This window comes from Mycobacterium sp. (genome assembly GCF_032161845.1).
Lineage (GTDB): Bacteria > Actinomycetota > Actinomycetes > Mycobacteriales > Mycobacteriaceae > Mycobacterium.
The window spans coordinates 17,189-30,517 of the sequence record NZ_JAVRQA010000526.1 but is presented as its reverse complement, the minus strand read 5'-3'; the positions used below and the strand labels follow the sequence as shown (position 1 = coordinate 30,517).

Sequence of the window (13,329 nt, the reverse complement as noted above, 5' to 3'; positions counted from 1 at the left end):
GGCCGGATGCGGTCGCTCGGGGGTCTCGTCTCCGGACCAGTGTGCCATCACTGCGGCTGATCGCCGACCGGCCCCACCTCGAAGTCAAGGCCGTTAGCATCACTAATCGCTTGGTAGGCCACGGGCCCGTGGGCGTCGCCCCGGCCCGCAACGACGACCGCGACCGAAAGCGTAGGGGATCTGGCTGCGCAGGTTCGTAATCCGCCGTCTTGCCGCCTCAAGCCGACGTTTCCGTTCGCCTCGCCTGCCGCGGCGACTAGGCTCTGACGGGACGTTCCGGCGCCCTCTTCCCCGCTTCCTCTCCTCTTCCACGGCCAACCCTTCGCAGGAGTCACGACGTGAGCACCATCGAACAAAGCCGCCATCTCGCCACCGCGATCCCCGGCCCCAAGTCCTCGGCGCTGATCGCCCGCAAGACAGGCGCAGTCGCACGCGGCGTCGGCAACACCATGCAGGTCTACGCGGCGCGCGCAGGCGGCGGCATCGTCGAGGACGTCGACGGCAACCGACTCATCGACCTAGGCTCCGGCATCGCGGTCACCACGATCGGCAACGCCTCGCCCCGTGTCGTCGAGGCGGTCTCGGCGCAGGTGGCCGAGTTCACCCATACCTGCTTCATGGTGACCCCGTATGAGGGCTACGTCGCGGTCTGCGAGCACCTGAACCGCCTCACTCCGATCAAGGGTGAGACCCGGTCGGCCCTGTTCAACTCGGGGTCCGAGGCCGTCGAGAACGCCATCAAGATTGCCCGCACCTTCACCCGCAAGCAGGCGGTCGTCGCGTTCGACCACGCGTACCACGGTCGCACCAACCTCACGATGGCCCTGACCGCCAAGTCGATGCCCTACAAGCACGGTTTCGGACCGTTCGCGCCCGAGGTCTACCGCGCACCGATGTCCTATCCGTTCCGCGACGCGGAATTCGGAAAGGAACTCGCCACCGACGGTGAGCTGGCCGCCAAGCGGGCGCTGAGCGTGATCGACAAGCAGGTGGGCGCCGACAACCTGGCCGCCGTGATCATCGAACCGGTCCAGGGTGAGGGCGGGTTCATCGTTCCCGCCGAGGGCTTCCTTCCGACTCTGCTCGATTGGTGCCGCAAGAACGGCGTGGTCTTCATCGCCGACGAAGTGCAGTCCGGGTTCGCCCGCACGGGTGCGATGTTCGCGTGTGAGCACGACGGCATCGATCCCGACCTCATCGTCACCGCCAAGGGCATCGCCGACGGGTTGCCATTGGCCGGAGTGACGGGCCGCGCCGAGATCATGGACGCGCCCCACGTCGGCGGGCTGGGCGGAACCTACGGCGGAAACCCGATCGCGTGCGCGGCGGCTCTGGCGACCATCGAAACCATCGAGGCCGACGGCATGGTGGCCCGCGCTCGCGAGATCGAGTCGTTCATGAAGGAGCGGCTTGGCCGACTTCAGGCCGACGACGACCGCATTGGCGACGTCCGCGGCCGCGGTGCCATGATCGCGGTCGAGTTGGTCAAGTCCGGCACCACCGAACCCGATGCCGACCTGACGAAGGCGCTGTGCGCGGGCGCACACGCCGCGGGCGTAATCGTGTTGTCCTGCGGCACCTTTGGCAACGTGCTCCGGTTCCTCCCCCCGCTGACCATCAGCGACGAACTCCTCGAAGAGGGCCTCGACGTTCTCGCCCTGGTCCTCAAGGATCTCTAGCGGTGGTGAACCGCTAGCGACTCACGGGGGTGCGGGTGTCGCGACGGCTGCGCAGTGGGTTGCGCCACGTCCGCCGCGGGCGCTCCTCCTCCAACGTCTGCTGATCCGCCGGTTGCTCGTGGGCCGGCCCGGTGCCGGGTTCGGCCACCACACCGGTCCGACCCTCGACCACGTCGCCGTCGCGTTGGGTCGTCACCGTGCGCTGGGCATAGTCGACGTCGCGCACGCTACGCACCGACAGGCGGCCGAGTGCCATCGCGCCGAAGAAGAGGATCACCGCACCAAGGCCATAGAAGTAGGTGAGCTCTAGCCACGCCGCCTTCGTATCGGTGCCCGCAACGGGGCGACCGATCTCGCCGATGGTCAGCGTCGTGGCCATCACGCGACCCACGACGAACCATGCACCCGCGATGACGCTGAGCCATCCGCCGAGCATCCCCGTCGCCCGATTGCGAGAGCGCACTAGAAGAAGTCCCCCGATGATCGCGACGACCCCCGGCAGGACCTCCAGCCAACCCCTCGTTGCACTCCAGTTCGAGCCCTGATCCGGGTTGTACGCGAAGTCGAACATCGGCCCGAGGAACGGGACCAATGCACCCCACGCGCCCAGCAGAATCACCAGGAACCCACTCGCCGCGCCGCGACTGCGCGAAATGCGCATCCGGCCGCCGCCACCGCGTTCATCCGAAACGACTCGAGTCATCGAAAGCCTCCTCATTCGCTCGACGCATACCCAGGATCGGGATGGCCCTAACGCCGCACCGCTGGAAATCCCGCGCGAATCCCGTCGGCAGCTACTCGACGTTGGCGATGCTCAAGGACGTAGCTCCGGCCAAGGAGCCACTGCAAATATTCGATGTAGGCGATCCGCTTGGCAATGTCAGATCATCGCCAGCTGCTCGGACAGCAACGCTTACGGTTCGATCTCCTCGCCCGAACCGACGACCGCGATCGAAGGCTTGACAGGGAGTGCACCGCCGAACCCGACCCTGCCAGCAATACGTCGAAGGAACTCGTGCCGACCCCGAGCAAACTGTTTGAGGTTCTTGTACGATCCGACCCAAGGGGAGTTTCGTCACGCGCCAGATCACGCTCTGGCGGCATTGGCACACGAACGGCAAGGGCAAACGCGCAAAGTGGAGTGGATTCGCCGTTGGTGGCGACAGCCCGATCACTATCAATGGCTGTCTGCGTACCTTGCCGTCCGCAACCTTCAGCGTTTCACCAGATACATGATGGCGGCCATCGTCGTCGCTCTGGGTTTGGTGCCGGTGCTGATGCTGTTCACTCCCGCCGGCCCGCACGGGCCGGCGGGACGCGCATTGTCGGTGGTGATCGCGGCTCTTTGCGCGGTCATGGCGCTGCTGTGGCTGATCAAATGGCCAACGCGCGATCAGTCGGCCACCTTCGTCGTCGTCGCCAATCTCTCGATCACCACCTCCTGCCTCGTCGACGCGTCGCCAAGCATGGGCATTCAGGGCTGTACCGCCTTCGCAGCCCTCGCCGGCTACGTGGCGTTGTTCCACACCAGCCGGTACTTGGCGGTCACGCTGGCAACTGCCATGGGCACCGCGCTGGTGTGTGCCGTGGCGATCGCCGCCGGTGACCTCGCGCTGGCGGTGAGCAATTTGCTGATCCTCGTCGTCGGCATTCTCGCGGTGCCGTTCTGCGTGCAGGTGCTGGTTCACACCCTGGGAATCGATGCGTTGAAGTCGGACATCGATCCCCTGACGGATCTGCCCAACCGGCGGGCGTTCCAACGATCCGTGCGCATCCTGGCCGCCGAGTCGAGTCGGGACAGCACCGCCCACCTGTCGGTCGTGATGGTCGATCTCGACGACTTCAAGCGGATCAACGACACCGCTGGACACGCGGCTGGCGATCAGACGCTGGTCGCGGTCGGCTCGATCCTTCGCCACATCCGCCGAGGCGACTCCGTCGTCGCGCGAGTCGGCGGCGAAGAGTTCGTGGTCGCACTCTCCGGTGACCGCAGGGACGCCATCGGATTGGCCGAGCGAATCCGACGCGACATCGCCCAGGCTCCGTCGCGGGTGACCGCCAGCATCGGCGTGGCGAGCGCATCGCTCTTTCGAGTGGTCGGTCGCGAAATCCCCAACCACGTCGACTCGTTGGTCGAGTCTGCGGACCGGGCGATGTATCGGGCGAAGCGTTCGGGCGGCGATCGCGTGTACGTGGTCGGGCGCCCCAGTGAGAGCTACGTCGAGAAGCCGATCGCAAGCAACACCACGGCCACCAACGGGAAGACGCCCTGGACCACGGCGGATCGCGCCTTGTCCGGGGCCGAGGCCAAGAGCACCGCGGCAGCAGCCAGCATGGATCCGACTCCGGCGAAGAGCAAGGCGGCGCCGACGCGGGTGCCGCCCGAGATCGTGAACGCGATACCGACCGCCGTCACCACCGCCAAGAACAGGTTGTAGAAGCCCTGGTTGAACGCCATGAGCTTGGTGGTCTCGGCTTCCTCGGGTGTGGTGCCGAACGTCGCGCGGGTCCGCGCAGACGTCCACTGGAACGACTCGAGTATCCAGATGTAGACGTGCAGAACGGCAGCCAGCGCCGCGAAGATCACACCGGCAGTAGTCATTTCGCGTTTCCCATTCCGTCAGCTACTCGAACAGATCCTGTTGCCCCAGGCCCGTCACACCGGGGGGCGGCGTCATGCCCAGATGTGTCCATGCCTGGCCAGTGGCCACCCGGCCACGCGGGGTGCGGGCGATCATGCCAGCCCGCACCAGGAAAGGTTCGCACACCTCTTCGACGGTCGTTGCCTCTTCGCCAACGGCCACCGCGAGCGTCGACACCCCGACGGGACCACCGCCGAAACTGCGGGTCAGTGCCAAGAGCACGGCGCGGTCGAGGCGGTCCAGCCCAAGCTCGTCGACGTCGTAGACCGCCAATGCGGCCTTTGCGATGTCGCGCGTGATGACGCCGTCCGCGCGCACCTCGGCGTAGTCGCGGACCCGACGCAGCAGCCGGTTGGCGATGCGTGGCGTTCCACGCGAGCGCCGCGCGATCTCGGTGGCGGCATCCGCTCCGACCTCGATGCCAAGAATTCCCGCCGAGCGGGCCAGGACCCGTTCCAGTTCGGCGGGTTCGTAGAAGTCCATGTGGGCGGTGAACCCGAAGCGGTCGCGGAGCGGGCCCGTCAGGGCACCCGACCTGGTGGTTGCGCCGACCAGGGTGAACGGCGCGACCTCCAGCGGAATCGACGTCGCCCCAGGGCCCTTTCCCACCACGACGTCCACGCGGAAGTCCTCCATGGCGAGGTACAGCATCTCCTCGGCAGGTCTGGCGATCCGGTGGATCTCGTCGATGAACAAAACGTCGTGCTCGACCAAGTTGGACAGCATGGCGGCAAGGTCGCCGGCACGTTCGAGGGCCGGCCCCGAGGTGAGGCGTAGCGAGGTTCCGAGTTCGGCGGCGATGATCATGGCCAGCGAGGTCTTGCCGAGGCCAGGGGGGCCGGACAGCAGAATGTGATCCGGGGTACCTCCGCGATTCTTGGCGCCCTCGAGGACCAGCTGAAGCTGTTCGCGCACCCGCGGTTGGCCGATGAACTCCTTGAGCGTGCGGGGTCGCAGGCTGGCGTCGACATCGCCCTCACCCACCGTCAGTGCGGCCGACACCTCGCGATCGGTGGTGTCTTCGTGTTCGTCCTCGTCGAAGCGGCCCACGTCCTACTTCTTCCCGAGCATCGACAGGGCCGCCCGCAACGCACTCGACGTCGTCGCCACCGTGTCCCCCGTGTCCTCCGCGAGTACCTTGTCGGTGGCCTCCTCGGCCTGCTTGACCGCAAAACCAAGTCCCACTAGGGCTTCCACGACCAGACCGCGAACGGCGTGCCCACCGGCTTCGATCTTGCCGCCGGCCGACACGACGGTCCCGATCTTGTCCCTCAGTTCCAGCACCATGCGCTCGGCCCCACGCTTGCCGATGCCGGGCACGCGGGTGAGCGCGGTGAGATCGCCGTCCGCCAGCGCCTGCCGAAGGGTCTGGGCGTCGTACACGGCGAGGGTGGCCAGCCCGATCTTCGGGCCGACGCCGGAGACGGAGAGCAGGGTCATGAAGAGGTCGCGCGATTCGGCATCGGCGAACCCGTACAGCGTCATCGAGTCTTCGCGGACGATCATCGCGGTGATGAGCCTGGCCTCGGTGCCGCGTCGCAGCGTGGCCAACGTCGTCGGCGTGGTCAAGACCTTGTAGCCGACGCCCGCCGCCTCGATGACGGCGTGATCGAGGGCTATGTCGAGGACCTCACCGCGGACCGACGCGATCATGTGGCCGCCTTCAGCTTGGCCTTGTACTTGCGGCGCTGCTCGGCGGCCATCGCCTCGGCTTCGGCCATCCGGGCGATCATCGGGGCCCGCCAGCAGTGACAGATCGCCAGCGCCAACGCGTCCGCTGCGTCGGCGGGTGTCGGTTTGGTCTGTAGCCCAAGGATTCTGGTGACCATCTCGGTGACCTGGGCCTTGTCGGCGCGTCCGTTGCCCGTGACGGCCGCCTTCACCTCGCTGGGCGTGTGGAAGTGCACGTCGATGTCGCGTCTGGCGGCGGCGAGGGCGATGACACCACCTGCCTGCGCGGTACCCATCGCCGTGTTCGCGTTCTGATTGGCGAACACCCGCTCGATCGCAAGAACGTCCGGGCAGTGGGTGTCCAACCAGTGCTCGACCGTGTCGCTGATGGTCAACAGCCGCTTGTGCAGCGGCTGATCCGACGGAGTGCGGACGACGTCGACGTCCAGCGCGATCACCTGACGACCGTGGCCGCTCTCGATGACGGACAATCCGCATCGCGTCAGCCCAGGGTCGACGCCCATCACCCGCACTGCGACTTCCTCACCACGAAAGCTCCCGACTCCCGAACAACTGTTCGATACCTTAGTCGGCCACGGCGACGCCGTCGGGTAGGGACACGCCTTGGGTCAGCCACGCGTCGCGATAACTTGGAAGGGTGACCGTTCTCGACTCTCCCATTCCGCGCTTCCATCTCGCGATTCCCGTCGACGATCTCGATGCCGCACGCCACTTCTACGGCACCGTCCTGAATCTTCCCAAGGGCCGCAGCGCGGATTCGTGGGTCGACTGGGATCTGCAAGGGCATCAGCTCGTCACCCACCTCGCCCCCGGCGGCTCGGCACGCTCCCACAACCCCGTCGACGGCCACGACGTGCCGGTGCCGCATTTCGGCCTGCTGCTGTCGGTCGCCGAGTTCCACCGACTCGCCGAGCGACTGCGCGCCAACCGCACCGAGTTCGTCATCGACCCGTACCTGCGCTTCGAAGGGCAGGCTGGTGAACAGTGGACGATGTTCCTGCGGGATCCCGCGGGAAATGCCTTGGAGTTCAAGGCCTTCGCCGACGACTCGCAGGTCTTCGCGGCGGAAGGGAACCAATGATGCGCGTCGTCGTCGCAGGCGGACACGGGAAGATCGCCCTCATCCTGGAGAGGCTGCTCGCCGATCGCGGCGATTCGGTGGCAGGCCTGATCCGCAACCCGGGGCAGAGTGACGATCTTCGGCGCGCCGGTGCCGAGCCCGTCGTCCTCGATCTGGAGAACGCAGGAGTCGACGAGCTCACCGATCTCCTGCGCGGTGCGGACGCGGTGGTCTTTGCGGCGGGCGCGGGCCCTGGCAGCGGGATCGACAGGAAGTCGACGGTCGACCGGGATGCCGCCATTCTCTTGGCCGATGCCGCCGAGGCTGCGGGAGTGCGCCGTTACCTGATGGTCTCCGCCATTGGTGCCGACGACCGGCCGCTCGACGAGGCGGGCGACCCCGTCTTCGCCGCATATCTGGCAGCCAAGGCGGCGGCCGACGACGCGGTGCGGTCCAGGGGTGGTCTGGATTCGACGATCGTGCGGCCGGGCTTGCTGACCGACGAAGTGGGCACGGGTCTGGTGCGCGTCGCCGAGTCGACTGGGCGCGGGAGCATTCCGCGCACCGACGTGGCGGCGATGCTGGCCGCACTGCTCGATGCACCGGCGACCGCCGGTGTCACGTTCGAGCTGATCTCCGGCGAGACGCCCATCACGGATGCGGTGTCCGCGCTGGGGAGTTGAGCCGCTCAGTCCTCGTCGAGTTGAGCCGCGACCTCGTCGGAGATTTCGACGTTGGTCCAGACGTCCTGCACGTCATCGCTGTCTTCGAGCGCGTCGACGAGCTTGAGCAGCTTGCGCGCACCCTCGACGTCCACGGGCACCGACACCGACGGTTGGAAGGCGGCCTCGGCCGACTCGTAGTCGATGCCCGCGTCCTGCAGCGCCGTGCGGACGGCCACCAGGTCGGTGGGTTCGGACACGACCTCGAAGCTGTCACCAAGGTCGTTGACGTCCTCCGCCCCGGCCTCGAGCACCGCGGTGAGCACGTCGTCCTCGGAAAGACCGTTCTTCTCCAGCGTGACCACACCCTTGCGGGTGAACAGGTAGGACACCGAGCCAGGATCGGCCATGTTGCCGCCGTTGCGCGTCATCGCGATGCGCACCTCGCTGGCCGCGCGGTTGCGATTGTCGGTGAGGCACTCGATCAGCACTGCGATGCCGTTGGGCCCGTAGCCCTCATAGGTGATGGGCTGCCAGTCGGCGCCGCCCGCCTCTTCGCCGCCTCCGCGCTTGCGGGCGCGTTCGATGTTGTCGTTGGGTACCGAGGTCTTCTTGGCCTTCTGGATGGCGTCGTACAACGTCGGATTTCCCGACGGGTCACCGCCGCCGGTCCTGGCCGCCACTTCGATGTTCTTGATCAGCCGCGCGAATTCCTTGCCGCGGCGCGCGTCTTTGACGGCCTTCTGATGCTTGGTGGTGGCCCACTTGGAATGGCCGCTCATTGAATAGAACCTCTTTCTTGCCTGAACTGCGCTTGACGAGTCTACGTGGCGGTTGGTCCAACCCGAGGTCACCCTCGACCAACCCCCCGCGATCTCGGCGCGTTGGGCCGCGGTGAGCGCGGCTGAACGCGCCCAAACCGCTAGAGGGAGTCGACGAACAGGTGGTGCACGCGACGGTCGCCGGTCATCTCGGGGTGGAACGCCGTCGCCAACGTCCGGCCCTGCCGCACCGCGACCGGATGTCCGGCGGCACGCGCCAACACCTCGACCGACGGGCCAACGCGCTCGACCCACGGCGCCCGGATGAACACGGCATGCATGGGTCCGTCGAGCCCCTCGAACGCGAGATCACCTTCGAACGAGTCGACCTGCCTGCCAAAGGCATTGCGCCGCACGGTCATGTCGATCGCCCCGAGCGGCAGTGCTTCGCGGCCAGGCACGCCGGCGTCGGCGATCTCGGTCGCCAGCAGGATCATCCCCGCACACGACCCGTAGGCGGGCATCCCATCGGCCAGCCGCGCGCGCAGCGGCTCCAACAGTTCGAATTCGCGCAGCAGCTTGCTCATCGTCGTCGACTCGCCACCGGGAATCACCAGGGCGTCGACGGAGTCCAATTCGGCACGCCGACGGACGGTGACGGCCTCGGCACCGGCTTCCGCCAACGCCGCCAGATGCTCTCGGGTATCTCCTTGCAGCGCAAGGACACCGACGCGCGCCGTCACGTGGTGGGCGGTGTGAAGTCGCGGTTGTATCGGGTCAGCCCCTCCTGCATGACCGACGCGACCATTTCGCCGTACCGATTGAAGAGCTTGCCCTCGGTCAGTGACCGCCCCCCGCACGCCGATGGCGAGGACTGGTCATACAGCAGCCACTCATCGGCGCGGAACGGGCGCATGAACCACATGGCGTGATCCAGCGACGCCACCATCAGGTGCTTGCGCTCGTCGGGGTGATTGACTTGCGCCGACCCCAGCAGCGTCAGGTCGCTCAGGTAGGCCAGTGCGCAGATGTGCAGCACGGGATCGTCGGGCAGCGGATCCTTGTGGCGGAACCACACCTGTTGCTGCGCCGCCTTGCCCGGCAGGATCGCCACCTTGTCACGCGGGACGATGCGGACGTCCCATTCCGCGAACTGGGCGAACCCGGCTTCGTCGAAGGCACCGCCGGAGCGAAAGCCGGGCAGGTCGTCGGGCGGGGGCGCCGCGGGCATGGCGTCCTGATGTTCGATGCCGCTCTGATCGGTCTGGAACGACGCCGACATGGAGAAGATCGTCTCGCCGTGCTGTACCGCATTCACCCGCCGCGTCGCGAACGAGCCGCCGTCCCGCAACCGCTCCACCAGGTAGACCGTCGGCGTCCTGGCATCGCCTGGCCGCAGGAAGTAGCCGTGCAACGAGTGCACCTGGTACTTCGGGTCCACCGTGCGGACCGCAGAGACCAGTGACTGGCCTGCCACGTGGCCGCCGAAGGTGCGCTGCAGAAAACCCGATTCGGGGCTGAACACACCACCGCGGTAGATGTTGACCTCGAGCTGCTCGAGACCGAGGATCTCTTCGATCGACACTGAGGAGCTACCAGCCGCGTTCCGCGAGCCGGTGAGGCTGCGCGATGTCCTCCACGTTGATGCCGACCATCGCCTCGCCAAGTCCCCGCGACACCTTCGCCAGCACGTCGGGGTCGTCATAGAAGGAGGTGGCCTTCACGATCGCGGCCGCCCGAGCGGCCGGATCACCCGACTTGAAGATGCCGGAGCCGACGAAGACACCCTCGGCGCCCAGCTGCATCATCATCGCGGCGTCGGCCGGGGTGGCGATGCCGCCAGCGGTGAACAACGTCACGGGCAACTTGCCGGCCCGCGCCACCTCGACGACCAACTCGTAGGGTGCCTGCAGTTCCTTTGCCGCGACGAACAACTCGTCGGACGACAGCGAGGTCAACCGACGGATCTCGCCGCCGATCTTGCGCATGTGGGTGGTGGCGTTCGAGACGTCACCGGTGCCAGCCTCGCCCTTGGAGCGGATCATCGCCGCACCCTCGGTCAGCCGTCGCAGTGCCTCACCGAGGTTGGTCGCACCGCAGACGAACGGCACGGTGAACTTCCACTTGTCGATGTGGTTGGCGTAGTCGGCGGGCGTGAGCACCTCGGACTCGTCGACGTAGTCGACGCCAAGGCTCTGCAGAATCTGCGCCTCAACGAAGTGGCCGATGCGCGCCTTGGCCATCACCGGGATGGTGACCGCCGAGATGATGCCCTCGATCATGTCGGGGTCGCTCATCCGCGACACTCCGCCCTGCGCGCGGATATCGGCTGGCACGCGCTCGAGTGCCATCACCGCAACGGCCCCGGCGCCCTCGGCAATGCGCGCCTGCTCGGGTGTGACGACGTCCATGATGACGCCGCCCTTGAGCATTTCGGCCATGCCGCGCTTGACGCGCGCGGTGCCAGTCTGCGAAATTTCGGCAGAACTCACGGCTATCTCCTCCAAATCAGTACTGAAACAGTCTAGTGGCCGGGCCAAATCGATTCGATCCGCAGCTCGTCCAACGGGCTATCTGATCGACTGCAGCTCCCGTGCCGGCCCTGCTGATCCAGAGGCGACCAGCGCGTTGGCCTCGTCGAGCAGTTCGCCGAGTTGCAGTGGGTACACCGTCTCGCCGCCATCCACCAGCGCCGCGATCGTCGCGCCGTCGCACCACCGGTGCCCGTGGATGGTGCGGTTCTCCAGCGGGGTGAAGCCCGCCGTCGACGGTTCGAACCGCGCGGTCCGGTAGACGAAGAACATCTCCTCGCTGCGGATCACCGAGCCGTTGAAGTCGAAGACGGCCTCGCGCTTCCACACCGGCCCCACCAGGTCGGCCGGACTGACGCGCAGACCCGTCTCCTCCGCGAGTTCGCGAACTGCCGCATCGGGAAGGGCCTCGCCCGGCTCGACCGCGCCACCCACGGTGAACCACCAGCGCGGCGCGGTGTCGCTCGCCGGATCGGAGCCGCAGAACAGCAGCACGAATCCCAGCTCGTCGAGCAGGACGACGCGGGCCGACGTGCGTTTGTACAGCTGCGGGCCGACGGAGCGTTGCGCTGCCCGCTCGGCAATCTCGAAATAGCTTGGCATGACGGCAGTTCCGCCGAGGTGCAACCATCGCACCAAGGGTCGTTCGCGCAGCGCGAGGGTGTCGCGCACGGCGTCGTTGTGGAAGCGCCGTCCCAGCAGCACACGTGCCTCTGCGTCAGCCATCTCGGCCACCAATGCCACCGGCAGCGACGCGGGATCGACCCCAGCGAGCGCCGTGGACAACTCGTTCTCGGCTGCCTCGCGCGAAGTGCGTGGCGCGCGCTCGGCGGCATCGGCCAGCGCAGCCAGCTGCCTGCCCGCAGCGCCGTTGCCATAGGCGTCGGTGGCGACGGCGCGGGCGACGACCGCGCGGCGGGCCAGGATCCCGTCGAGGGCCTGCCACGAGAGGTCGTACCGGACGTGCAGGCGGTCCAGTCGATGGGCCGTCTGGAACGCCCAGATGCCGCCGACGAACAGGGCCACCGCCAGAAGGGCCAGCGCGACGACGACGACCCAGGTGATCACGCCATCTCCCCTGCCGCTTGTCTGTCGTCGGTCTTCTTGCTCGCGCGGGCCGCCTTCTTGGCCTTGACCGCTGGCTTTCGGGTTCCGGCGGACTCCCGGGTGCCCGCCGTGCCTGCGACCCGAACCTTGGCGCCCGCGCCCGCGACCGTCTCGTAGACGCGGAGGATGTCTCGCGCCACCACCGACCAGTCGTATCTACGCACCGCGGTGGCCGCGGCGTCGACGTAACGCTGGCGGGCGACGTCGTCGGCGAGCACCTCGATGAGGGCTGCGGCCAGCGCGTCGGAGTCGTCGACCGGCACCAGCCGACCCGCGGTGCCGTCTTCGAGAACCCGCCGGAAGGCATCGAGGTCACTCGCCACCGCGGCCGTCCCCGCCGCCATGGCCTCCACGAGGACGATGCCGAAACTCTCCCCTCCCGTGTTGGGGGCGCAGTACACGTCGGCACTCGCCATCGCCGATGCCTTGTCGGCGTCGTCGACCAGGCCGAGGAACCGAAGGTGGCCGGCCAGTTCGCCGGCTTCGGACGCCAGCTCCTCCTCGTCACCTCGCCCGACGACCAGGATCTCGACGTCGGGGAACGCGTCGACGAGGGCGGGCAGCGCACCGAGGAGCACGGCCATGCCCTTGCGGGGTTCGTCGAATCGACCGAGGAACAACACCGTCCGGCCGGGCCGAGGGTAACCGTCGAACGTGGGCGCCGACGCGAACGAGTCGACGTCGAGGCCGTTGGGGATCTCGACGGCATCGGACCCGAGGGCCTCCATCTGCCACCGCCTTGCGAGGTCGGACACCGCGATCCGGCCGACGATCTTCTCATGCCAGGGCCGCAGAATGCCCTGAAAGACGCTGAGCGTCAACGACTTCGTGGTGGACGTGTGGAACGTCGCGACGATCGGCCCCTCCGCGATCATCAGCGCCAGCATCGACAGGCTCGGCGCGTTCGGCTCGTGGATGTGCAGCACGTCGAATTCACCTTCGAGCAACCACTTCTTGACCTTGCGATGGGTGGCGGGGCCGAACCGCAGCCGCGCGACGGAGCCGTTGTAGGGAATGGGCACCGCCTTGCCGCCGGATACCACGTAATCGGGCAGTTGGGCCTCGGGAGACGAGGGTGCCAGGACGCTGACCTGATGACCGTAGCCGCGCATCACCTCGGCGAGCTGCAGAACGTGCGCCTGCACGCCGCCAGGTACGTCGAACGAGTAGGGGCACACCATCCCGATCCGCACGT

General features: G+C 67.3%; 13 protein-coding genes and 2 pseudogenes. 4 read left to right on the top strand and 11 right to left on the bottom strand.

Features of this window, described 5'->3' with window-relative positions; all coding sequences use genetic code 11:
* Positions 1-338 precede the first annotated feature (338 nt).
* Entirely contained in the window at positions 339-1,679 is a 1,341-nt protein-coding gene (gene gabT / locus QOD90_RS29155) for a 4-aminobutyrate--2-oxoglutarate transaminase (RefSeq protein ID WP_526355669.1), read from the top strand.
* A 13-nt stretch (positions 1,680-1,692) separates the two neighbouring features.
* Here the strand turns inward: gabT and QOD90_RS29150 are convergent, their stop codons facing one another.
* Entirely contained in the window at positions 1,693-2,382 is a 690-nt protein-coding gene (locus QOD90_RS29150; protein ID WP_526355667.1) for a hypothetical protein, read from the bottom strand.
* Between QOD90_RS29150 and QOD90_RS29145 the strand changes: the two are divergent.
* A pseudogene (locus QOD90_RS29145) lies at positions 2,333-3,862 on the top strand (GGDEF domain-containing protein); the annotation flags it as partial. The gene QOD90_RS29150 and the pseudogene QOD90_RS29145 overlap by 50 nt on opposite strands.
* A gap of 32 nt (positions 3,863-3,894) precedes the next feature.
* Here QOD90_RS29145 and QOD90_RS29140 read toward each other — a convergent pair.
* Genes QOD90_RS29140 through ruvC form a run of 4 tightly spaced genes read right to left on the bottom strand, consistent with a single transcriptional unit; the run spans position 3,895 to position 6,525 of the window.
* Positions 3,895-4,281 carry a DUF1304 domain-containing protein gene (locus tag QOD90_RS29140; RefSeq protein ID WP_526355665.1) on the bottom strand — a complete coding sequence of 129 codons (387 nt, stop codon included), beginning with the start codon at positions 4,279-4,281 and terminating at the stop codon, positions 3,895-3,897.
* 22 nt (positions 4,282-4,303) lie between these two features.
* Positions 4,304-5,371, bottom strand: coding sequence for a Holliday junction branch migration DNA helicase RuvB (gene ruvB, locus QOD90_RS29135; RefSeq protein WP_526355663.1), 1,068 nt, complete (start codon positions 5,369-5,371; stop codon positions 4,304-4,306).
* A gap of 3 nt (positions 5,372-5,374) precedes the next feature.
* Positions 5,375-5,974, bottom strand: coding sequence for a Holliday junction branch migration protein RuvA (gene ruvA, locus QOD90_RS29130; RefSeq protein ID WP_526355661.1), 600 nt, complete (start codon positions 5,972-5,974; stop codon positions 5,375-5,377).
* On the bottom strand, positions 5,971-6,525 hold the full coding sequence (ruvC, locus tag QOD90_RS29125; RefSeq protein ID WP_526355659.1) for a crossover junction endodeoxyribonuclease RuvC: 555 nt from the start codon (positions 6,523-6,525) through the stop codon (positions 5,971-5,973). Before ruvC ends, ruvA begins: the two co-directional genes overlap by 4 nt.
* 125 nt (positions 6,526-6,650) lie before the next feature.
* Between ruvC and QOD90_RS29120 the strand changes: the two genes are divergently transcribed.
* Together QOD90_RS29120 and QOD90_RS29115 are read left to right on the top strand one after the other, a co-directional pair.
* Positions 6,651-7,094, top strand: a complete 444-nt coding sequence (locus QOD90_RS29120; RefSeq protein WP_526355658.1) for a VOC family protein — start codon at positions 6,651-6,653, stop codon at positions 7,092-7,094.
* Positions 7,094-7,756, top strand: a complete 663-nt coding sequence (locus QOD90_RS29115; protein ID WP_526355656.1) for an NAD(P)H-binding protein — start codon at positions 7,094-7,096, stop codon at positions 7,754-7,756. Before QOD90_RS29120 ends, QOD90_RS29115 begins: the two co-directional genes overlap by 1 nt.
* A gap of 5 nt (positions 7,757-7,761) precedes the next feature.
* Here the strand turns inward: QOD90_RS29115 and QOD90_RS29110 are convergent, their stop codons facing one another.
* The 6 genes and pseudogenes from QOD90_RS29110 to QOD90_RS29085 all read right to left on the bottom strand — a co-directional run.
* Entirely contained in the window at positions 7,762-8,517 is a 756-nt protein-coding gene (locus QOD90_RS29110) for a YebC/PmpR family DNA-binding transcriptional regulator (RefSeq protein WP_526355654.1), read from the bottom strand.
* Positions 8,518-8,657: 140 nt separating this feature from the next.
* The gene (pdxT, locus tag QOD90_RS29105; RefSeq protein ID WP_526355652.1) at positions 8,658-9,239 is read right to left on the bottom strand and encodes a pyridoxal 5'-phosphate synthase glutaminase subunit PdxT; all 582 of its coding nucleotides are present in this window, start codon (positions 9,237-9,239) and stop codon (positions 8,658-8,660) included.
* Positions 9,236-10,081, bottom strand: a complete 846-nt coding sequence (gene tesB, locus QOD90_RS29100; RefSeq protein ID WP_526355650.1) for an acyl-CoA thioesterase II — start codon at positions 10,079-10,081, stop codon at positions 9,236-9,238. Before tesB ends, pdxT begins: the two co-directional genes overlap by 4 nt.
* Positions 10,082-10,088: 7 nt before the next feature.
* Complete coding sequence (gene pdxS, locus QOD90_RS29095; protein WP_526355648.1) at positions 10,089-10,988, bottom strand: pyridoxal 5'-phosphate synthase lyase subunit PdxS; 900 nt, start codon at positions 10,986-10,988, stop codon at positions 10,089-10,091.
* A 78-nt stretch (positions 10,989-11,066) separates the two neighbouring features.
* Positions 11,067-12,095, bottom strand: a complete 1,029-nt coding sequence (locus QOD90_RS29090) for an NUDIX hydrolase (RefSeq protein WP_526355646.1) — start codon at positions 12,093-12,095, stop codon at positions 11,067-11,069.
* 113 nt (positions 12,096-12,208) lie between these two features.
* Positions 12,209-13,327 (bottom strand): annotated as a pseudogene (locus QOD90_RS29085) (glycosyltransferase family 4 protein); the annotation flags it as partial.
* Positions 13,328-13,329: the final 2 nt, after the last annotated feature.

Coding starts and splice junctions, on each gene's coding strand:
- QOD90_RS29150 (WP_526355667.1), bottom strand. CDS start 2,382: ATGACTCGAGTCGTTTCGGATGAACGCGGTGGCGGCGGCCGGATGCGC.
- QOD90_RS29140 (WP_526355665.1), bottom strand. CDS start 4,281: ATGACTACTGCCGGTGTGATCTTCGCGGCGCTGGCTGCCGTTCTGCAC.
- ruvA (WP_526355661.1), bottom strand. CDS start 5,974: ATGATCGCGTCGGTCCGCGGTGAGGTCCTCGACATAGCCCTCGATCAC.
- QOD90_RS29115 (WP_526355656.1), top strand. CDS start 7,094: ATGCGCGTCGTCGTCGCAGGCGGACACGGGAAGATCGCCCTCATCCTG.
- QOD90_RS29110 (WP_526355654.1), bottom strand. CDS start 8,517: ATGAGCGGCCATTCCAAGTGGGCCACCACCAAGCATCAGAAGGCCGTC.